The organism is Williamsia sterculiae (genome assembly GCF_900156495.1).
Classification (GTDB): Bacteria; Actinomycetota; Actinomycetes; order Mycobacteriales; family Mycobacteriaceae; genus Williamsia_B; species Williamsia_B sterculiae.
On the sequence record NZ_FTNT01000001.1, the window covers coordinates 79400 to 100873 of the forward strand.

The 21474-nt window shown below is 68.0% G+C and carries 18 protein-coding genes; 11 read left to right on the plus strand and 7 right to left on the minus strand.

Going from position 1 to position 21474, the window contains the following annotated elements:
* Positions 1–5: 5 nt before the first annotated feature.
* From BW971_RS00375 to BW971_RS00385, 3 genes are all read right to left on the minus strand, one after another.
* Complete coding sequence (locus BW971_RS00375) at positions 6–4328, minus strand: alpha-(1->3)-arabinofuranosyltransferase (RefSeq protein ID WP_076476234.1); 4323 nt, start codon at positions 4326–4328, stop codon at positions 6–8.
* A gap of 20 nt (positions 4329–4348) precedes the next feature.
* Positions 4349–4549: a DUF2613 domain-containing protein gene (locus tag BW971_RS00380; protein WP_076475535.1), complete on the minus strand. Its 201-nt coding sequence runs from the start codon at positions 4547–4549 to the stop codon at positions 4349–4351.
* A gap of 82 nt (positions 4550–4631) precedes the next feature.
* Positions 4632–5144 carry a universal stress protein gene (locus BW971_RS00385; protein WP_076475537.1) on the minus strand — a complete coding sequence of 171 codons (513 nt, stop codon included), beginning with the start codon at positions 5142–5144 and terminating at the stop codon, positions 4632–4634.
* 129 nt (positions 5145–5273) lie between these two features.
* On the opposite strand from BW971_RS00385, the gene BW971_RS00390 reads away from it, so the two are divergent.
* The 3 genes from BW971_RS00390 (at position 5274) to BW971_RS00400 (ending at position 8122) form a co-directional block, all read left to right on the plus strand.
* Positions 5274–6158: an SAM-dependent methyltransferase gene (locus tag BW971_RS00390; RefSeq protein ID WP_076475539.1), complete on the plus strand. Its 885-nt coding sequence runs from the start codon at positions 5274–5276 to the stop codon at positions 6156–6158.
* Positions 6159–6214: 56 nt separating this feature from the next.
* Positions 6215–7426 carry a glycoside hydrolase family 3 N-terminal domain-containing protein gene (locus BW971_RS00395; protein WP_234974125.1) on the plus strand — a complete coding sequence of 404 codons (1212 nt, stop codon included), beginning with the start codon at positions 6215–6217 and terminating at the stop codon, positions 7424–7426.
* Between the two features lie 90 nt (positions 7427–7516).
* Positions 7517–8122: a TetR/AcrR family transcriptional regulator gene (locus BW971_RS00400; protein WP_076475543.1), complete on the plus strand. Its 606-nt coding sequence runs from the start codon at positions 7517–7519 to the stop codon at positions 8120–8122.
* Between the two features lie 152 nt (positions 8123–8274).
* Here the strand turns inward: BW971_RS00400 and BW971_RS00405 are convergent, their stop codons facing one another.
* Complete coding sequence (locus tag BW971_RS00405) at positions 8275–9153, minus strand: MaoC/PaaZ C-terminal domain-containing protein (RefSeq protein WP_076475545.1); 879 nt, start codon at positions 9151–9153, stop codon at positions 8275–8277.
* Position 9154: 1 nt separating this feature from the next.
* Complete coding sequence (locus tag BW971_RS00410; RefSeq protein WP_076475547.1) at positions 9155–10519, minus strand: 3-oxoacyl-ACP reductase; 1365 nt, start codon at positions 10517–10519, stop codon at positions 9155–9157.
* Positions 10520–10613: 94 nt separating this feature from the next.
* On the opposite strand from BW971_RS00410, the gene BW971_RS00415 reads away from it, so the two are divergent.
* From BW971_RS00415 to BW971_RS00430, 4 genes are all read left to right on the plus strand, one after another.
* Complete coding sequence (locus BW971_RS00415; RefSeq protein WP_076475549.1) at positions 10614–11909, plus strand: acetyl-CoA C-acetyltransferase; 1296 nt, start codon at positions 10614–10616, stop codon at positions 11907–11909.
* Between the two features lie 149 nt (positions 11910–12058).
* Entirely contained in the window at positions 12059–12937 is an 879-nt protein-coding gene (locus BW971_RS00420; RefSeq protein ID WP_076475551.1) for a siderophore-interacting protein, read from the plus strand.
* A 9-nt stretch (positions 12938–12946) separates the two neighbouring features.
* Positions 12947–14011, plus strand: a complete 1065-nt coding sequence (locus BW971_RS00425) for an iron chelate uptake ABC transporter family permease subunit (protein ID WP_076475553.1) — start codon at positions 12947–12949, stop codon at positions 14009–14011.
* Positions 14008–15060 carry a FecCD family ABC transporter permease gene (locus BW971_RS00430; RefSeq protein ID WP_076475555.1) on the plus strand — a complete coding sequence of 351 codons (1053 nt, stop codon included), beginning with the start codon at positions 14008–14010 and terminating at the stop codon, positions 15058–15060. Before BW971_RS00425 ends, BW971_RS00430 begins: the two co-directional genes overlap by 4 nt.
* A gap of 38 nt (positions 15061–15098) precedes the next feature.
* On the opposite strand, the gene BW971_RS00435 is transcribed toward BW971_RS00430, so the two are convergent.
* Positions 15099–16085: an ABC transporter substrate-binding protein gene (locus BW971_RS00435; RefSeq protein ID WP_076475557.1), complete on the minus strand. Its 987-nt coding sequence runs from the start codon at positions 16083–16085 to the stop codon at positions 15099–15101.
* 51 nt (positions 16086–16136) lie between these two features.
* Positions 16137–17081, minus strand: a complete 945-nt coding sequence (locus tag BW971_RS00440) for a methionyl-tRNA formyltransferase (protein WP_076475558.1) — start codon at positions 17079–17081, stop codon at positions 16137–16139.
* A 304-nt stretch (positions 17082–17385) separates the two neighbouring features.
* Between BW971_RS00440 and BW971_RS00445 the strand changes: the two genes are divergently transcribed.
* The 4 genes from BW971_RS00445 to BW971_RS00460 are packed head-to-tail and all read left to right on the plus strand — an operon-like array spanning position 17386 to position 21472.
* Entirely contained in the window at positions 17386–18426 is a 1041-nt protein-coding gene (locus BW971_RS00445; protein ID WP_076475560.1) for an ABC transporter substrate-binding protein, read from the plus strand.
* A 27-nt stretch (positions 18427–18453) separates the two neighbouring features.
* Positions 18454–19524 (plus strand): FecCD family ABC transporter permease, encoded by a 1071-nt coding sequence (locus BW971_RS00450; protein WP_143690133.1) that lies wholly within the window; start codon positions 18454–18456, stop codon positions 19522–19524.
* Positions 19521–20585 carry a FecCD family ABC transporter permease gene (locus BW971_RS00455; RefSeq protein WP_076475562.1) on the plus strand — a complete coding sequence of 355 codons (1065 nt, stop codon included), beginning with the start codon at positions 19521–19523 and terminating at the stop codon, positions 20583–20585. Before BW971_RS00450 ends, BW971_RS00455 begins: the two co-directional genes overlap by 4 nt.
* Positions 20586–20623: 38 nt before the next feature.
* Positions 20624–21472, plus strand: a complete 849-nt coding sequence (locus BW971_RS00460) for an ABC transporter ATP-binding protein (RefSeq protein WP_076475564.1) — start codon at positions 20624–20626, stop codon at positions 21470–21472.
* Positions 21473–21474: the final 2 nt, after the last annotated feature.

The window sequence follows — 21474 nt, forward strand, 5'->3', positions numbered from 1 at the left end:
GCGAGCTATGGGCTGGTCGAGGAACCCGCGCGCCTGTGGCTGAGCAAGCGGGAGGCCCATCGACGCACGGACGCCCGGACATCCATCACACCCGAGACGTCCGCCGCACGCCAGCCGACCAAGCAGACCGCCACCAGCGCCGGTAACTGACTCCACCAGGCGAACCCGGCATATCCGGCCGTGCCCCACGGTGCCGTCGCCAGCGCCACGGCCGCTGCGGACGACGAGGCGGCCACCAACCCGCTCACCCATGCCGGACGTCCCCACCGGACACACGCGAGCACCACCCCGCCCGAGATCAACGACGCCGCCAGGCCGCCCCACCCGCACAGCACCCACGCCCCCACGGGCACCGCGACCAGCGCCGCCCCCCGGCCCACCGTCGACCGGTCGGCGGTCGACACCGGGGCCGCGCGACCGCGTCGTGACGGCCAGAATGCCCCGGCGATCACCAGCAGCACCAGTGGCAGCCCGATCCGCAAAGACCACCGGTAGGGCGTGTCGAGGGGATAGTCGAGGGTGACCGTGCCGCCCACCCCGGCAGGTACCACCCACGCCTGCTGCCACCCGTTCACCGCGGTCGGGGTGAGTTCCCGACCGGCCACCGTCGCATGCCATCCCGGATTCTGCGCCTCCGGCAACCACAGCAATCGGTCGTTGCCGGTCGCGGGTACGTCCAGCACCCGCCGATCCGCGGTCCATGACCGCACGGTCACCGGCGTGGGTGGGGTCTGCAGGGCCGGTGGCGATGCCTGACCTGGGGACGGGATCGTCGGGGATGAGGCCGCGCGCAAGGACACCGCCTGCACGGTGAACCCGGCTCCGGGGTTCACGGACAGCTCCTGCGACCCGGCGGCCAGCGGTACGGGATTCGAGTCGCACGGGGTGGCCACCACCGGCTGTTGTTTGCGCAGCGCCCTCCGGGTGGTGGTCACCGTCATCGGCACCGTCCGTCCCGACACCGCCAGGCCGATACCGGCGCCGCAGCCGATGGTGACGGGGGCGTCGGGTGATGCCACCGGTACCGGTCCGTCCGGGCCGGTGGGGGTGACCTCCGCCAGCCCGACGGGTGCGGGACGGGCGAACCCCAGACTGTTCACGTCCACCAGATCGGTCGAGTCGAGCACGGTGACGGTGATGTGGTCGGTGCGCGCCGGCGCCAGCGCGATCACACCCTCGGCCGGGATCGTCCGCACCTGCCGCCCGTCACCGAGATCCACCGCGACCCGGGTGGGGTGAGCCGGGTAGGCACCAGCGGGCACACGGATCCGCACGCCATCGATGAGTCGCACGTGGTCGAGATCGATCCGCACGGTGGGGGCGCCGGCCCCCGGGACCGTGGACGAGTCCGGTGCGGTCCACACCGTCGACGGATCGCCGTCCACAGCCGCGGACGCGTTACCGCGGGGATCGGTGACCAACGCCGGTGCCGACGCGGTCATCGTGTCCGGCTGCCGCAACAATGCATCGAGCGCACCACCGGGCACCGACCGCAGCACCACCCGCGGCGTCACGGTGGTCGGCGCGGGCACCGACAGCACCCTCCGGAATGTGCCGGGCTCCTCGGCGATCAACGAGAGCGCTCCGGAACAACGGGTCTCGTCGGTGCCGTCCACGCAGGCGGCCCGACCGTCGAGGTCCTGGCCCAGCAACCACCCCGAGACCTGCTCGCCCGCCGTCAGCTCCGGCAACACCGTGCGATGGGTGATGGTCAGCGGGCGGTCGGCCAACGCATCCCGGACGGTGAGCTCGGCGATCGCGAACTGATTGCCCGCGGTGTTGTCCTCGGTGCTGATCGCGCGGACCTGGACCCACCGGGTGGGTCCGCTGGGGGCCGCGACGGTGGTCTTCTTCCCCGGTGAGATGCCCTGGGCCACCGTGGTCCCGGCCTCGGTGGTGATCAACAGCCCGGTGACGGCCGGACCCAGGGCCTTGCCCGGGGTGATCGACAGGGACAGGTCGCGGCGCGGATCGCGGAAGTTCACCTGCATCCACTGCCCGACCGCCGAGTCCAACCCGCGACTGACCCATGCGGTCCCGGGGTTACCGTCGAAGGCCGCGGCCGCGGCGTTCGCCGGCGCCGTCTGTCCCAGTTGGGTGGCGTCGGCCGCCGATCCGGACGTCGACACCGACACCGCTCCGGGGGTGCCGTCGAGTGACCATTGCGCTGCCGTATCCGGTTGTCCCGCAACAGGGTAATCGGGTGCGGCGTTCTGGGTCTGCCGGGCGTCGTCCGGGGCCCGGATCGCTGAACTGTGGTCGTCGACCCGGCCGAAGTCGGTCTCCCTCGCCACCGGGGTGTCGGTGACGATGCGTCCGCCGCGACCGGTGGGGGGTAGGCCTGCGGCGCGGGCATCGGCACTCATCAGCACCGGATCGGGGCGGCTCGCACCCGACTCCGCGGCCAACAGGTCGTCACGCCGCGCCACCGCCTCGGCCCCGCCGTCGACCCGGGGCATGGTGTCGAGATCACCGACCACCGGACCACCCGCGGTGCGCGGTGCCACCCCGTCGACCGCGAAGATCTGAACGGCAGGCATCCGGGGTCGCAGGCCGTCGTCACCGACGAACCCGCGCACCGGCGGCGGGCCGACGTCGGGGCCGAACCGCGCCACCCGGTGCAGACCCGGCGATCCCACGAGTGCTTGCTGCGCCAGCAGTGGTCGCGCCGAGCGGGAGGTCGCCGGACTCAGGTCGGCCCGCAACACCACGAAGGCGACTCCCTGCCCGGCCAGGGTGGTGGCCAGACCCGGCGTCGCACGTCCGGCGGCGATGTCGCGTTCCACGGCGTCCATCGCGCGGATCGCCTCCGGTGGCACCAGCGGGATCGCGTCGCGGACCGCCCAGGGGGAGCCGGCCAACCCCTGCAGCGGCTCGTCGCGGGTCAACCCCCAGACCTGATCGGCGAACGGCGATCCGGGTACCACCAGCGCGCGGGCCGGGGTGGCGGGCGTGGAGCCGGGGCCGGTGGATCGATCCTGTAGCCAGCGCGCGGTCTGCGACCAGTAGTCGGGCACGCTGTCATAGCTGCCCTGCGGGGCCAGATGACCAGTCCAGACGAGCGATCCCGAACCCACCAGTGCGACGGTGAGAGCGATCGCGACGGCGACCACCGGGCGGCGCTCGGGTCGCGCGAAGGCGGACACGGCGGTACGCCACGGCACCGATCCCGGTAGCGGCGCCCGGGCGAGCAGGTGTGCGATCCCCAGCACCAGCGGGATCCGGATCATCGGGTCGAACTTGTGCACGTTGCGCAACGGTGCGCCCACGCCGTCGAGGAACTGCCGTACGGGTTCGGCGACGGGAGATCCCAGCTCACCGGCGAATCCCGAACACAACGCCAACAATCCGATCGCCGCGACGAGGACCAGCGTCCCCCGATGCGGCATCCGACGCATGCTCAGTCCCACCAGCCCGGCCGTCGCCAGCAGCCCGGTCACCACCACCGCCGCGGGTTGGCCCACCAGCACCGACCCGGCCACCCGCTCCGGTGACACGAACGGGGTCCACGAGCTGGTGCCGCGCAACACCTCCGGTAGCGAGGTCCACTCGGTGGTGACCCGCGACGACTCGATGAAGTCGAGGAACGGTGGGCTGACCCGGGACAGGATCACCAGCGGCACCAACCACCACGCGCACGCCAGCACGGCGCCCAGCGCCCACCAACCGGTGAACACCCGCCAGTTCCGGCCCCGCCCGCGACATCGGGTCAGCCACCAGATCAGCGCGGGCATCACCGCGGCCAGCGTCGCGGCCGCGTTCACCGCTCCCATCAACGCGACGGCCAGTGACGACCGGAACGCCAACTGTCGCAGCGACAATCGGGTGCCGGGATCGTCAAACGCACTGACCACCGGGGCCAGCACCCACGGGGCCAACATCATCGGCAGGGTCTCCGACGAGATGGATCCGAGAGTGGTCAGCACCCGCGGACTGAGCGCGAAGGCGGCCGCAGCGAACAACCGCGACCCCGGTGACCCGATGCGCAGAGCCTCGGCCAGTCGGACGATCCCGATGACCCCGATGGCGAGCAACGTCGCCCACCACAACCGTTGGGTGACCCAGCCGGGTAGCCCGACCACGTCACCGAGGGCGAAGAACGCGCCGTGCGGGAAGAAGTATCCGTAGGCCTGGTTCTGTACCTGGCCGAGAGGTGCCTGTGACGACCAGAGATGGGCGGCCCGCGACAGGAAGCCGACCGGGTCGGCGGTCAGGTCGAGCTTGGTGTCGGCCGCGATCCGGCCGGGGGACTGCAGGAACGAGACCAGCAGCGTCAGACCGATGATGATCGAACAGCCGCGGCGCGAGAGCCGACGCTCCGGACGCACCACCTCGTCGGAGGCAGCTGTCAGTTGTTCACTCCGGCATTGTCACGCGTGCCGTAGTCGACCGAACCCTTCACGAAGCCGTTGTCGGCGTTGAAGCTGTTCACACTGGTCGACGGCTTGGTGTCGGTGGCCAGGTAGCCGCCCAGGAACACCGCGGCGATGGCGACGACAAGTCCGAGGATCCCCGCGATCGCTCCGGCGATGAGGCGATTGCTCTTCATGCGGGGTGCTCCTGGGGGTCGGGATCGGTTCGGTCACGAAACTACCATCCGAGCGTCCCGGAACCGGGGTACCCGCGAGCGGTCAGTTCTGACCGGCCGTCTCCTCCACCGCCCCACACCCGGCCGGGACCACGAGCACCGGCCGATGACAGTGCTTGAGCACCCGTTCGGCGACGCTGCTGCGCAGCAGGGCCTTGAGGCCGGAGGCGCCGCGCGTCCCGATGACCAGCACATCGACGTCGAGATCGTCGGCGGCGTGAACCAGGGTGCCCCAGACGGTGGACGTCACCTCGACCATGCGGCCGGTCGCGGTCAGCCCCGCCTGTCGTGCAAGATCGACACCCCGCGCGTTGGTCTGCTCGGCCTCGGCCAGCAGTGCGGCATCGACCTGGGAATCGAACCGGGTGTCGAGCAACGGCTGCATGCCGCCGGAGTACGTCGACAACCGCGCACTCTGCTGCATACCCGTCTCCCAGGCGGTGACCACGTGACACGTGGTCGCGGACAGGTAGTGCGCGGCGTACCCGATCGCGCGGTCGGCGTTGGGTCCACCGTCGTAGGCGACCATGATGGTGTCGCACTGTGGTCTGCCCATGGCGGGCCTCCTGAGTCGCGATCGCGGCATCTGTCGCATTCCATGATGACCGCGTCGGGTGTGGCCGGGGGCCTTGTAGACCGTTTTGTGATGGTGGCTCCGACGACCGCCGAACCGATATCGTTAGGTATGCGAACAAATGATGATGACTGGACGATCACGTCGGGTGTCGGGCGGACGGCGTTGCTGGTCGCTCTGGGGAGGGCGCTGGAGTCCCGTCGATCCGATGCGCTGATCGACGACCCGTTCGCCGAGAAGTTCGTCGCGGCAGCGGGCGAGCCCGACCTGCTGCCCGACGCCATCGGCGAGTCCGCGCGGGACAACCCGGCCATGGCGCGCATGCTCGACTTCCTGGTCGACATGATGGCGGCACGCACGCTGCGGATCGACGAGGCGGTCGTCGACGCGAATACCGAGCGATGCCGGCAGGTGGTGATCCTGGCGAGCGGTCTGGACGCACGGGCCGCGCGGCTGCCGTGGGCGCCGGGCACGGCCGTCTTCGAGGTCGACCAACCGGCGGTGGTCGCGTTCAAGGACACCGTGCTCGCCGCGGAGGGGGCGGCGTCGACGTCGACGCGAGTGGGATGCGACCTGCGCGACGACTGGCTGACGGCATTGCGCGAGGAGGGGCTCTCCGAGACCGAGCCGACGATCTGGTTGGCCGAAGGGTTGTTGCCGTACCTGCGGGGAGCGGACCAACAGCGGCTGTTGTCGACGATCAGCTCGAGCGCGCCCGTCGGCAGCGTCCTGGTGTTCGACACCGCGCCCGCGGGGACCGAACTCTCCGGCTTCGACACCGACGCAACCGTCGATTTCGGTGTCGACGTGGCCGATCTGTTGTTCGAGTCGTCGGAGTTCGACGCGCAGACGTGCCTGACGGATCAGGGCTGGCAGGTCACCGGCGACTCCATCGCCGACATCCTCGCCGCGCACGGCCGCGGTGACGATCGGGACGATGCGCCCACCGCGATGGCCCGGGCCGTGTGCCTGTCCACCGCGTACCGCGCCCGGTGACATCGAAGTCGCCGGAGCGATTGTGTGCGCGTGCGGGCGTGCGCGACACTGGCCCGATGGCTATGGGACACCTTCGTCGGCTGCAGCTACTCGTGACGGCGGGGGTGCTGGGTGCGCTGGCCGGATGCAGCAGCGGTGCCGATCAGGGGTCGGCGAGCACGCCGCCGGTGTCCACGGTCGCGTCGTCGGCCCGGTCGTCGTCGGTCACGTCGTCATCGCCGCGTCCCACCCCTGCGGCCGCGCCGGTGGATTGCGTCGGCCGGACCATGGCCACGATGAGCGTCCGCGACAAGTTGGCTCAACTGTTGACCGTGGGCGTGTCCGGCGCCGCCGATGCACGATCGGTGGTCGCGCAGAGTCACGTCGGCGGGATCTTCGTCGGCAGCTTCACCGACAGGTCGATGCTGACCAATGGTGGCCTCGCGACGGCCAAGAAGGCATCCCCACTGCCGCTGATGGTGACCGTCGACCAGGAGGGTGGTCGGGTGTCGCGGCTGCGGTCGCTGGGCGTCGACTCGCCCTCCGCGCGCGAACTGGCGGCATCGCAATCCCCTGCCCAGGTTCGTGCCACCGCTCGCGGGATCGGAGCGAAGCTGAAACGCCTGGGAATCACCGTCGATTTCGCTCCCGACGCCGACGTCAGTGACGAATCGGCCGATGAGGTGATCGGCGACCGCTCGTTCAGCGACGATCCGCAGACCGTCGCGCGCTACGCCGATGCCTTCGCGACAGGGCTCGGCGACGCCGGGATCATGCCGGTCTTCAAACACTTCCCCGGTCACGGCCACGGGTCGGGTGATTCGCACACCGGCACCGTGCTGACGCCGCCGTTCCCGCAGCTGATCCGCGACGATCTGATGCCCTACAAGACCCTGGTGACCGGTACGGAGGCTGACGCCCATCGCGGGATCATGGTCGGGCACCTCATCGTTCCCGGCCTCACGGGCCCAGACACCCCGGCCAGCATCAGCCCCAAGGCGATGGCTCTGCTGCGGTCGGGAACCGGATACGGCGGCAAGCGGTTCGACGGACCGATCTTCACCGACGACCTCAGCGGGATGGCCGCCATCACCGCCAAGTACGGGGTGGTGCAGGCGGTGAAACTGGCCCTCACCGCGGGTGCCGACGTCGCGCTGTGGCTCAGCACCGACCAGGTCCCGGCCGTGCTCGATTCGCTGCAGGCGGCCGTTCGATCAGGCGGCTTGTCGCAGGCCCGGGTCGACGCGTCGGTGCGACGGGTGCTGACCGCCAAAGGCCTCACCTGCTGACCGTCTGATCCCCCCGATGCAACTTACTGCCTGGTAAGTTAGGACGACATCGACAGTGGTCCGCAGTACGGGCCGGAGCGGGGGTGGCAGATGGCCGGAGGCAGTAAACGGCTCCCGCGGGCGATCCGCGAACAGCAGATGCTCGACGCCGCGGTGGGGGTTTTCGCGGCCAACGGGTTCAGCGACACGTCGATGGACGCCATCGCCGCACAGGCGCAGATCAGCAAGCCGATGCTCTACCTGTACTACGGCTCCAAAGAAGAACTCTTCAGCGCCTGTCTGGCCCGCGAGTCCGGCCGGTTCATCGAGGCGATGAGCGGTGGTTTCGACCCTCACCTGAAACAGCGGGACCAGGCCCGCACGGTGATCCACGGCTTCTTGTCCTTCGTCGATCAGAATCGTGAATCGTGGCGAGTGCTGTACCGGGTGGCGCAGGGGCAGGCGAACTTCGCCAAACTCGTCGCCGACAGCAGGCAGCGGCTGATCGAGATGGTCGCCGACCTGCTGCGTCGCGGTACCACCGTCGACGCCGACGACACGGACTTCGAGTTGATGGCCGTAGCGTTGGTGGGTGCGGGCGAGGCCGTCGCCGACCGGATCTCCGAGGGTGACATCGGCCTCGAGGCCGCCACGGACCTGATGATCCGGATGGGCTGGCACGGGTTGGCCGGTGACCGTAAACCCGCCGACGCCTGAGCGCCGTCGGACAGGCCTCCGCCGCACCCCTCGACAACTGCGGGAGAACCGATCTCCCGCAGTTCCGGTCATGTACCGCTGATGCAACAGCGGGATATCACGAAAACTGCGGGAAACCCGATCTCCCGCAGTTTTCGTGGTCCGGGCGGGCGTCAGCCCCGCAAAGTACCCGTCAGGAAGGGGGAACCCTTCTTGCGGTCCAGCAGCGAGATGTCGAAACCGCCGTCGACCTGGGTGGTGTACTCGTACACCCTGGACGGCAGCAGGATCGGCTTGCCGAAGCGCACCGCGTAGGTGACGTCCCCGGGCACCTGCCCCTCGAGGTTCGCCAATGCCGCGGCCGCGCTCCACATCCCGTGCGCGATGGCCTTGGGAAAGCCGAACGCCATCGCGCTGATCCCCGACATGTGGATCGGGTTGCGATCTCCGGACGCCTCGGCGTAGCGGCGGGTCAGACCCTGGTCCACCGACACCACCCGGTCCGGCGGCGGTGGCCGGTGAGACTTCGGCGCCGGGCCGCGTTCGGAGTCGGACAGGCTGGTCCGTTGCTGTTTGAGGAAGGTGGCGATCTGCTCGGTGACCACCTCGCCTCCGACGCTCACCCTCGACACCATGTCCACCAACATGCCTTTGCGGTGTTCGCGCAGATTCTCGGCGTGGGTGCGGATGTTCAACGGCTCGGTGACGCCGATCGGCCGGTACCGGTGGATGGTGTTGCCGATGTGCACGGATCCCACCGCACCGAAGGGGAAGTCGGACGCCACCATCACCGACATCGCCAGTGGGAATTGCAGCACGAACGGGTAGGTCAGCGGCAGCGTCTCGCCGAACTGCTGACCGGTGGCCAGGCAGTAGTCGCCGAGCTTGTGCTGATCGACCTTCAGGCCCTCGATCGTGAACACGGTGTCGGGGATGGTGGCGTCGGCGCGTACCCGTCCGGGCTTACCGATCACCGGCAGCATCGCCGACACCGCCCGCGGATACAGGTCCACCACACCCGGGAGGCTGGTGAGCTCGACGGTCTTCGGCACGTCAGGCCCCCAGCAGCGCTTGGCCGCAGACCCGGACGACGTTGCCGGTCACCGCACTCGACGCCGGGTTGGCGAAATAGGCCACCGTCTCGGCGACGTCGACGGTCTGACCACCCTGCTGCAGCGAACTCATCAACCGGCCCGCCTCGCGGGTGGCCAGCGGGATGGCCGCGGTCATCGCGGTCTCGATGAACCCGGGGGCCACGGCGTTGATCGTGATGCCCTTCTCGGCGAGCACCGGGGCGTAGGCGTCGACCAGCCCGATGACGCCGGCCTTGGAGGTGCCGTAGTTGGTCTGGCCGCGGTTGCCCGCGATACCGGCGATCGATGAGACGTCGACCACGGCTCCACCCGACTTCAGCGCGCCCTTCTCCACCAGTGTGTTCACCAGCTGTAGCGGCGCGATCAGGTTCACCCCGATCACCGCATCCCAGCGAGCGGCATCCATGTTGGCGAGCAACTTGTCGCGGGTGATGCCGGCGTTGTTGACGATGATGTCGATACCGCCGTGACGTTCCAGAGCGTGTTCGGCCAGCTTCGCACCGGCGTCCTCGGCGGTGACGTCGATCGGGAAGGCGGTGCCCTTGACCTTGTTCGCCGTCTGGGAGAGCGCCTCGCCGGCGGCGGGGATGTCGGCGGCGATCACGTGCGCACCGTCGCGGGCCAGCACCTCGGCGATGGTGGCTCCGATGCCGCGGGCCGCACCGGTGACCACGGCGACCCGCCCGGCCAACGGCTTGTCCCAGTCGGCGGGGGCGGTCGCGTCGGCATCACCCACGCGGATCACCTGGCCGTCGACGTAGGTCGACTTGGCCGACAGGATGAACCGGACCGTCGACTCCAGGCCGCTGAGTCCGGTCGTGGCGTCCGGCGAGACGTAGACCAGCTGTGCGGTGGCGCCCTTGAGCAGTTCCTTGCCCAGCGACCGGGTGAATCCCTCCAGGGCGCGTTGTGCGACGCGCTCGTCGGGGTCGCTGACGCGTTCCGGTGTGGTGCCGATGACGAGGAAGCGGGCGCATGGGGTGACCGACCGCAGCGTCGGACCGAAGAACTCGAACAGCTCCTTCAGGTCGGCGGGGGAGGTGATCCCGGTCGCGTCGAGCACCACCGCGCCGTATTTGTCGGCCGACTTCCCGGTGGTCGCGTTGTGGATGAGCTCGTAGTCGGGAGACGACAGGATCTCCCGGAGCGGCTCGACGAGACGTCCCGACCCGCCGAGCAACACCGGCCCGGGCAGCGCGGGTTCGGACGGCTTGTACCGGCGCAGAGGCGTCGGAATCGGCAGGCCCGCCTGCTTGGCGATGAACGAACCGGGGGCCGAGTGGACGAATGCCGAGTACAGCCCGGCGTTTCCTGGTGACGACATGTCGCAACTCCTTCGAAGGGTCGGGTTCGACAACGAACTTACTCGCGAGTAAGAATACGCTATAGGTACCCGACGACACCCTGGGAGATCTCACGTGGCCTACACACCCAAGACCCGCAGCACCAAGCCGGTCGCGATCCTCGGCGGCAATCGGATCCCGTTCGCCCGGCAGGACAAGGCCTATGCCCGCGCCTCCAATCAAGACATGTTCACCGCCACCCTCGACGGGCTGGCCAGCCGGTTCAACCTGCAGGGTGAGCGGCTGGGGATGGTCGCGGGTGGCGCCGTGCTGAAACACTCGCGCGACTTCAACCTGGTGCGGGAGTCGGTACTCGGGTCCGTGCTGTCGGCCTACACCCCGGCGTTCGACATCCAACAGGCCTGCGGCACCGGTCTGCAGGCGATCTCGCTGGTGGCCGACGGCATCGCGACCGGCAAGTACGAGGCAGGCATCGGCGGCGGAGTGGACACCACCTCGGACGCGCCCATCGGCGTCTCCGAGGGCCTGCGGCGACAGCTGCTGGAGGTCAACCGGGCCAAGTCCACCGTCGACCGGCTGCTGGCCGTCGCCAAACTGCCCACCCAGCTCGGTATCGACATCCCCCGCAACGGCGAGCCGCGCACGGGGATGTCCATGGGCGAACACCAGGCCATCACGGCCAAGGAGTTCGGCATCGCCCGCGAGGCGCAGGACGAGATCGCCGCGGCCAGTCATCAGAACATGGCCAAGGCCTACGACCGCGGCTTCTTCGACGACCTGGTCACTCCCTTCCTCGGGCTCACCCGGGACCAGAACCTGCGCGGCGATTCCACCGTCGAGAAGTTGTCCAAGCTCAAGCCGGTCTTCGGGGTCTCGCTCGGCGACGCCACCATGACCGCGGGCAACTCGACCCCGCTGACCGACGGTGCGTCGGCGGTGTTGTTGTCCACCGACGAGTGGGCCGAGGAACACAAGCACCCGGTGCTGGCCTACCTCGTCGACACCGAGACCGCCGCCGTGGACTACGTCAACGGCCCCGACGGGCTGCTCATGGGCCCCACGTACGCGATCCCGCGTCTGCTCGAGCGCAACAACCTCACCCTGCAGGACTTCGACTACTACGAGATCCACGAGGCGTTCGCCTCGGTGGTGCTCTGCACCCTGGCCGCCTTCGAGTCCGAGGAATACTGCAAGGGGCGACTGGGTCTCGACGGGGCGTTGGGCTCCATCGACAGGACCAAGCTCAACGTCAACGGTTCCTCGTTGGCGGCGGGACACCCGTTCGCGGCGACGGGCGGTCGGATCGTCGCCCAGGCCGCCAAACAACTGCACGAGAGTGGCGGCGGTCGCGCACTGATCTCGATCTGCGCGGCGGGCGGCCAGGGCGTCACCGCCATTCTGGAGGCCTGACCACCACCGACACGTGTTGCCGAGAAGGCATCGGCGGGTTGTGTAACGCATCCACGATCGACGCCGATGAACCAGATGATTCCGGTTGAGCTGCCAGACCCCCGACCCGGCAGCTCGACCGGAGTCTTTATTAGGGTACCCTTCCCCGCATGGGAACCGTCTTCGGCGCCGTTGTCGCCATCTCCGATCCAGGGCCGCGGATACGCCGGGTCGTGCTGGACGTCCCGTTCGTCGACGATCTGGGCCTACCCGGAGTCGGCGACGAGGCGCTCTGTGTGTGGTTTCCCGCACCCGGCGCGGCGGCCCCGCCGGCCATGCAGTGCCGCGACGGCGTGTGGCAGTACTACGACCCCGACACCGTTCCACAAGGTCGCAATTACACGGTGCGAACGGCCGGGCCCGGCCGCAAGCAGCTCACCGTCGACCTGGTGCTGCACGAACGGGGCGTGGCCAGTGACTGGGCCCGCAGCGTGCAGATCGGCGGTCAGGTGGTACTGAGTACCGCGCGCAGCTGGTATCGCCCCGATCCGAATGCCGATTGGCAGCTGCTGGTCGCGGACCTCGCCGGCCTGCCCGCGGTCGCCCGGATCGTCGAAGGACTCCCCGCCGACGCCCGGGCGACGGTGATCGTCGAGGTGGCCGACGAGAGGGATCTCGATTACCTTCCCGCTCGTGACGGCATCGAGGTGATCAGCTCGGTCGGCACCGGCAACGGTCATGCGGCCAGTGCGTTGACCGACCTGGTGCGCGACTTCGCGCAGCCGCAGGGACGTGGGTACTGCTGGTCGGCGACGGAATCCGGTGCGTCGCGTGACATCCGAAAGTACTTCCGGCGCGAGTGCGGATGGGTGGCCGATCAATTCGACATCGTCGGTTACTGGCGGTTCGACTCGGAGAAGTGGGACGCGAAGTTCGAGCGGGTCAGTGAGGAACTCGTCGCCGTGTACACCCAGGCCCTGGCCGACGGCAAGAGCGACAAGATCGCTTCGGAGGAGTTCGATCTGGCGCTCGAACGCGCCGGTCTCTAGGAACTGTCCGTGGTCGCGACGACGGCGACAGACGAACTCGCCGACGGTGAGGTCCCCGATCACCGGTACCTCGCGCGCGTCTCACGGCGGCGCGCGGTCGGTCTGGTGGTCGCGGTGGTCGTACTCGCGGTCATGTGCGTGCTCAGCCTGGCGGTCGGCACGCAGACGGTGGGGCTCGGCACGGTGTGGGGTGCGCTCACCGATTTCACCGACACCGGTGATCAGTGGATCGTCCACGACCTGCGGGTGCCGCGCACAGTGCTCGGTGTGGTGGTCGGTGTCGCGCTCGGACTGTGTGGCGCACTCATCCAGGGCGTGACCCGGAATCCACTGGCCGACACACAGATTCTGGGAATCAACTCGGGTGCGAGCCTGTGTGTGGTCGCGGCCATCGCCTTCGGCGGGTTCACGTCGGTGGTCTCGTACATCTGGTTCGCGTTCCTCGGCGCACTCGTGGCCATGATGTTCGTGTTCCTCGTCGGGATGACAGGACGCACGGAGGCGACGCCGGTCCGGGTGGTGCTGGCAGGCGTCGCCATCGGGGCCGTCATGGACGGGATCGGCTACACCATCCGACTGCGCAACCCACGGGCATTCGACACACTGCGATTCTGGGACGCGGGTGCCTTCGACGCGCGGCCGTTGTCGGTGGTCTGGACCATCCTGCCGTTCGTCGTGGTGGGGGTGCTGCTGGCGGTCTACGTCGGCCGCTCGCTCAATGCCGTCGCCCTGGGCGACGACCTGGCCACCGCCATGGGCGGCAACGTGACCCGCACCCGGGTACTGGGTCTGGTCGCGGTCACCCTGTTGGCCGGCGCGGCCACCGCGGCCGCGGGACCGATCGGTTTCGTCGGACTGATGGTGCCGCACGTGGTGCGGTGGTTCACCGGTCCGGACTGGCGGTGGATATGCGTCTACTGTGTGGTCGCGGCACCGTCGATGATGCTGGCCGCCGACATCGTCGGGCGGGTCGTCATCCCGCCCGGCGAGCTCCCGGTCGGTATCGTCACCGCGTTCATCGGAGCGCCGGTACTGGTCTGGCTGATCCGCCGATCCGATGCGAGCGGCCTGTGACCGCCGTCGACTTCGGCCGGAGGCAGTGGGTGCTCCGTCCTGGTCCGAGACATTCGACGCGGATGCCGTTGCGCTCGGTGCTGGTCATCACCGCGTTGGTCGTCGGTGCGATGCTGTTGGCGGTCCTCGCCCTCGGTGTCGGCGACTATCCGGTGACACCGATGGACGTGGTGAACGTGATCACCGGACAGGATTCGTCGTTCACCAGGGTGGTGGTACTGGATTTCAGGCTTCCACGCATCCTGCTCGCCCTCGTCCTCGGTGCGGCACTGGGTATCTCGGGAGCCATCTTCCAGGCCCTCACGCGCAATCCACTGGGCAGTCCGGACGTCATCGGCTTCGGTTTCGGCTCCTACACGGGTGCCCTGGTGGCCATCGCCGCTTTCGGGGCCGACTATTACCTGACCGCGCTCGGCGCGGTGGTCGGCGGCCTGATCACGGCGGCGTTGGTCTACCTGCTGGCTTACAAGAGCGGCATCGCCGGATTTCGGTTGATCATCGTGGGCATCGCGGTGGGGGCGGCACTCAGCTCGGTCAATCAATGGATCGTCATCAGGATCAAGCTGCATCAGGCGATCACCGCATCCATCTGGAACCAGGGCACGCTCAACGGACTGGAGTGGGGGCAGCTGTACCCGGTCCTCATCTGTGTGGGCGTCGCGCTGCTCGCGTTGCTCACCGTCGGTACCGAGTTGCCCGTCCTGCAGATGGGTGACGACGCCGCGGGCGCCCTGGGTGTTCGGCCGGAACGGGCGCGACTGGCCTACTTCGTGATCGGGGTGGTGTTCGTGGCGGTCGCCACCGCGGCAGCCGGGCCGATCTCTTTCGTCGCGTTGGCCGCCCCGCAGCTGGCCCGTCGACTCACCGGGGCACCGGGGGTGAGCATGTGCTCGGCGGCGGTGATGGGGGCGTTCCTGCTCTTGCTCAGTGACCTCGTGGCGCAGATCGCTTTGGCCCCGGCGCAATTGCCGGTGGGCGCAGTCACCGTGTCGGTGGGCGGTCTGTACCTGGTGTGGCTGTTGGTGATCCAGGCACGACGCACCGCGTGACAATGGCGTCGAGTTCGGGTGACCGTGGTGATCGACGGTCAGGCGGACGCGAGATCAGCCACCGGTTTGCCGGTGAGGGCGTTGCTCAGCTGCGGCACCACCACGTCGATCGCGTACAGCAGCGCATCGGGTCCGCTGTAGGACAGCGCCCCGCTGAGAGGAGAGTCGAACTTCGTGTATAGCGCACGGTCTTTCTGCACCACGGTCAATCGCGAGAACGCCGGTGAGGAGATCAGCTCCTGCTTGGTCGCGCCCTCCACGAACAGGATGTCGCGGTCGAGCAGCGACAGCTTCTCCTCGGAGAGGTCGCCCACGGTGTCCTGCGCCTTGAATCCCAGGGCGTCGAACAGTGCGCGCCGCGGGTCGTTCCCACCGATCAGGTAGTGGCCACCGTTCTCCGGTCCGTAGTCGACCACGAGAGTCTTGCCCGCGAACTCGGGGTGAGCGGTCGTGGCCGCGTCGAGCTTGCTCTTCACCTGATCAACGAGGCCCTGGGCCTCCCTCTCTTTGCCGAGCGCCTTGCCGGTGGTGAGAAGCTGTACGTCCCAAGGCGTCTCCTCGTCCTTGTACTTGTCGGACTGGATCACCGTCGGGGCGATCTGCGAGAGTCGGTCGTAGGTCTTCCTGTCGATCGTCTCGTAGATGGCGAGGATCAGATCGGGCTTGGCCTTGGCGATCTCCTCGAAGTTGATGCTATCACCCTGCATCGTGGCTACGCCCTTGCCGCGGGTCTCCCTCTCGACCCACGGCAGCGTGTTGTACGACTCGAAGAACGAGCGGGTCGTCACCGGTACGACGCCCAGCGCGAGAGTGAAGTCCTGGTCGTTGTAGCCCACTGTGACAACCCGTTTCGGGTCGGTGGGCACCTTGGTCTCGCCGAATTTGTGCGCGACGGTGGTCGTGGATCCCGACGCCATGGACGAGTCACTCCCCCCGCAGGCGGCAAGGAGTCCGACGCTCAACAGCGTAGCGACCACCAGGGACAATGCGCGGGGGCCGCGCGGTGTGAACACCTTCTTCGGCATGGTCGTTAGGATACCATCACCTAACTTTCACCAGGAGCCTGAGTTCGCACCTCACGGATGGTCGGTCAGATACCCGCCGCCATGACGGAAGTAGTCCAGCGCGCCATGTTCGGTGCCGTCGTCGGTGCGGAGCCGGTCGATCACCAGCCCGGGCGACCCGCCGCGGTAGGCCTCGTCGCCTGCGACGATCACCATGCCGTCGTCCTCGCCGATGAACACCCGTCCTGGGGTGCCACCGTAGATGCTGCGGGACACGTGCGCCCGAACGACCCGAAGTCGTTCACCCCGGAAGTGGGTGTAGGCGTTGGGGTATGGGTCCTGCAGGGCACGGATGAAGCGTTCGATCTCATCGGCGGGCTTGTGCCAATCGATGAGGCTGTCGACCTCGGCGCGCTTGTGGAAGAAGGACCGTTGCGTCAGATCCTGCGGGGTGACGGTCGCGGTACCGTCCTCGATCCGGTCGAGAGCGTCGAGGAGCACCTCGGGGATCTGGTCGATGGTCTCCTGGACGAGGCCGGTGCCGGTGGAGGATTCGGTGATCGGGACCGATCGCTGGGCGATGATGCCGCCGGTGTCGAGGTCGTCGTCCATCAGGTGCGCGGTGAGGCCGGTCTCGGTTGCCCCACTGATCAGTGCCCAGATGACCGGCGAGAACCCGGTGAAGCGTGGCAGCAACGAGTCGTGCAGGTTCAGCGTCCCGTGTGTCGGTATCGAGAACAGCTCGGGAGGCAGCCAGGTGCGCCAGTTGTTGGCCACCATGATGTCCGGGGCGATCTCGGTGACCCGGGCGATGAGCTCGTCGGTCGGCCGTTTGGCCAGGTGTACATCGATACCTTCCGACCGGGCCAGATCCTCCACCGAATCGGCCCAGATGGTCTCGTAGGCGTGTTCGCTCGGTGGATGTGTCACCACCAATTCCACCTGATGCCGGGACTTGATCAGCGCCTCGAGGGTCTTGTGGCCCCAGGTCTGGTAGCCGAACATGACGACGCGCATGGTGTCCTTTCGTCGAACTGCCGAACCCGACCGGGCATGTGCTTAGGCTTACCTTCATAGCATCGCGAGCGCTGCCGTCCAAATGGGACGATTCGGGCTCAATGGCGCGGCGGTGGTGACAAAACCTCTTGGTGGGCACTGCTTTCGCGCCGACGACCGCCCGGGCGTGCGCTTCCCAGCGCACATTGGTTAGGGTACGCTCACCTGGTTTGGTCGCCGACGACGGAGGAGTTCGATGAAACAGGCCCGGAGTGAGACACCCCGAGCAACGCGCCGTCCGGTCTGGACACTGGGTGCGACCGTCATGACAACGGTGGTGCTGGTGTTCGCCACAGCGTGTGGTGGATCGGACGAGTCCGACACGCAGAAGCCTGTCGATCTGAATGCCGATCCCGCAGCCTGCGCGAATTCCGACAAGGTCGCTCCGCCCGCGCGGGCCGACCGATCCTTCGAGTTCACCGACGGCCGCGGTAAGACGGTCAAGCTGGACAAGCAGCCGACGCGCATCATCGCGGACGAGGAGTCGGCGGCTGCGCTGTACGCGGCCGGTATCAAGCCGGTGGGGATCTGGTCGACGACGCCGCTGAGCGTGAGCCCGATCCTCAAGTGCCTCGACCTCGACGGCGTGCAGGCGGTGGGCGAGAAGTGGGGTGACATCAGCATGGAGAAGGTGCTGGCGCTCAAGCCGGATCTCTTCGTCGGTGAGTACAACCCGCGATTCAAGCAGTTCGGCAAGCTCACCTCCGCGTCCGACTCGTCGAAGGCCGACCGGCTCGACCAGATCGCGCCTACGTTGGGCGTCACCCTCGACACCACCTCGACGACCGCGACGATCGAGAACTACCAGAAGCTCGACACCGCGCTGGGTGTCAACGAGAACAGCGACGACCAGAAGCGGATCAAGGCTGATTTCGACACCGCCGTCGAACGCTTCAAGAAGGTCGCCGCTGAACGGCAGGACGTCACCGGGATGGGGGTCTGGCCACTGGAGGTCGCCTACGTGCTGGACCCGAAGGCCGATCCCGACTTCAGCGACTACACGCGGTGGGGTCTGAAGATGTTCACGCCGGACCGCACCGACGACGGTTATTGGCGAAAGTATTCGTGGGAGACCTTCCCGCCGAAAGCCGCCGACCTCGCGTTCGTTTACCACGACGTGGCGAACTCGGCGAACGTGAAGCTCGCCGACGTCGGGCAGAAGTTCCCGGTGTTCCAACAGAGTGCCGCGGTGAACGCGAAACAGATGGTGCTGTGGGACTACGGCGCCAACAAGAGCTACCCCCGCTACACCAAGACGATCAATGCCTTCGCCGATGCGTTGGAGAAGAGCAAGAAGGTCACCTAGGGCAGCATCGTCTTCCCCCGAGATCTCGTGGACGTCGTCGATTCCCGCGCGCCCCGTGGGCACCATGAGGTGCCCACGGGGGCGTCGGCGTCTGCGCTGGCGAACTCCGCCCGAGTCGTGGGTTGGGTCGCCGGGGTCGGTGTGCTGCTCGCCGTCTGCCTGTCGAGCATCGCCGTGGGCACCAAATACATTGCTCTGCCGGTCGTGTGGGATGCGTTGTTCGCCTACGATCCCTCGGTCCACGACCAACTGCTCGTCCACGACCTGCGCGTCGGCAGAACCGCTCTCGGTGTGCTCGTGGGAGTTGCGATGGCGGCGGCGGGAACGTTGATGCAGGCCATGACCCGCAACCCGCTCGCCGATCCGGGTCTGCTCGGCGTCAACGCCGGTGCCGCGTTCTGTGTGGCGCTGGCCGTGGGCGCCCTCGGCCTCAGCGGGATGTTGTCGCAGGTGTGGTTCGCTTTCCTCGGCGCGGTGATCGCCACCGTCGTGGTCTACGTTCTCGGTTCCCGCGGCCGCGGTGGAGCGACCCCGGTGCGGTTGACCCTTGTCGGGGTGGCTGTCGGGGCGTTGCTGACCGGCGTGACCAGTGGCCTGACGCTGCTCGATCCGCAAGCCTTCGAGCAGATGCGGTGGTGGAGTTCGGGTTCGCTGGCCAACCGGGCGCTGTCGCTGACGGGATCGATCAGCCCGTTCGTCATGGTCGGTCTGCTGCTGGCCTTTGCGGTGACACCGTCGCTGAACGCGATGGCCATGGGCGACGACGTCGCCCGCGCCCTGGGTGCGAACATCACCCGCACCCGGGTACTCGGTCTGGTCGCGGTGACCCTGATGTGCGGTGGGGCGACAGCGGCCGCGGGGCCGATCGGATTCGTCGGGCTGATGATCCCGCATCTCGCCCGCCGGATCGTCGGTACGGATCAACGCTGGATCATGGCCTATTCACTGGTCGGCGGACCGATCCTGGTGCTGTTGGCCGACATCGCCGGCCGTTTGATCGTGCGGCCGGGCGAGATGCCGGCCGGCGTCGTGACAGCCTTCGTGGGCGCACCGGTGCTGATCGTCATGATCCGACGAGCCCGCGTGAGCGGGTTGTGACCGCACGATCGAGCGACGCCGTCGATTTCGGTCGGCGCCTGCTCACCGTGCGTACGGCGTCGAGACTCTCGGCGCGGGTGGATCTGCGTACCGTGCTCGTGGTCGCCCTGTTGGTACTCGCCGCGGCAGCGATCTCGGTGGTGGCGTTGGGCAGCGGTGATTTTCCGATCGCCCCGGGGCGAGTGCTCGCCGCCCTGGTCGGTCACGGCGATGAGGCGGAGAGTCTCGTCGTCCTGCACTGGCGGTTGCCGCGGGTGCTGATGGCCTTCGTGCTGGGCTGGGCATTGGGTATCAGCGGCGCCATCTTCCAATCCCTGACCCGAAACCCGCTGGGCAGCCCCGACATCATCGGCTTCAACACCGGCGCCTACACCGGGGCGTTGATCGTGATCCTCACGCTGAACCAGACCAGTTACTACGCCATCGGCGGTGGTGCGTTGATCGGTGGGGTGGCCACCGCGCTGGCGGTGTACCTGCTCGCCTTCAAGCGCGGGGTGCAGGGGTTTCGGCTCATCATCGTGGGCATCGGCATCAGCGCCGTACTCGCCTCGGTGAACACCTGGTTGATCCTCAAGGCGAATCTGGCCAACGCCATGTCGGCGAGTACCTGGGGTGCGGGCACCCTCAACGGGATCGTCTGGGATCAGGCGCGTCCGGCCCTCATCGGTGCCGCGGTCCTGTCGGTCGGGGTGGCATTCGCCGCCCATCGGATGCCGGTGTTGGCAATGGGCGACGACACCGCACAGGCCCTGGGCGTCCGGGCCGAGCCGACCCGACTGACGATGATCGTCATCGCCGTGGCCTTGACCGCCCTGTCCACGGCAGTGGCCGGCCCGATCGCCTTCGTCGCCCTCGCGGCACCGCAACTGGCCCGTGTCCTCACCCGATCGGCCGGGGTGACGCTGCTGCCCGCGGGGGCGATGGGTGCGGTCATCCTCACCGCCGGTGATCTCATCGCCGCGCGGACGTTCTCGGCCCGACTGCCCGTAGGTGTGATCACCGTGGCGATCGGTGGCCTTTACCTGATATGGCTGCTGGCCAGGGAGGCGCGACGACAGTGAAGCGATCAGATCAGCAAGCGGCGGAGGGTCGCACGACGATGGCGGATCATGGCGGGCCGGTACATACCGGTCGCACGGCGCGGTTGCGCGCCGACGACGTCACCATCGGCTACGACAAGAACGTGATCAGCGAGAAGCTGACCGTCGAGATCCCCGACGGTGCGTTCACGATCATCGTGGGACCGAACGCCTGCGGCAAATCCACGTTGCTGCGGGCGTTGTCGCGCCTACTGGCCCCGCAGCACGGGTCGGTGTTGTTGGACGGGAAGGCCATCAGCAGCTATCAGTCCAAACCGCTGGCCCGCCAGCTCGGTCTACTTCCGCAGACGTCCATCGCCCCGGACGGAATCCGGGTGGCCGACCTCGTCGCGCGCGGTCGCTATCCGCACCAGAGCTTGTTGCGGCAGTGGTCCGAGGCCGACGAGTCCGCGGTCGTCGAGGCCATGGCCGCCACCGGGGTGACCGACCTGTCGCATCGGCTGGTCGACGAACTGTCCGGAGGTCAGCGCCAACGGGTGTGGGTGTCCATGGTGCTCGCTCAGCAGACGCCGATCATCCTGCTCGACGAACCCACGACATTCCTCGACATCGCGCATCAGATAGACCTGCTCGACCTGTGTGCCGAACTCAACACCGCGGGTGGACGCACCCTGGTCGCAGTCCTCCACGACCTGAACCACGCCTGCCGCTACGCCGATCACATCATCGCCATGAAAGACGGTGCCGTGGTCGCCGAGGGCCCACCACGCGACATCATCACCGCAGACCTGGTCGACGACGTCTTCGGACTCGGGTGTCGGATCATCACCGACCCCGAGTCCGGTACGCCCCTGGTCATCCCGCTGGTTCGTCGGCGCCCGCACCGAGATGGGGACGTCGATGCCTGATC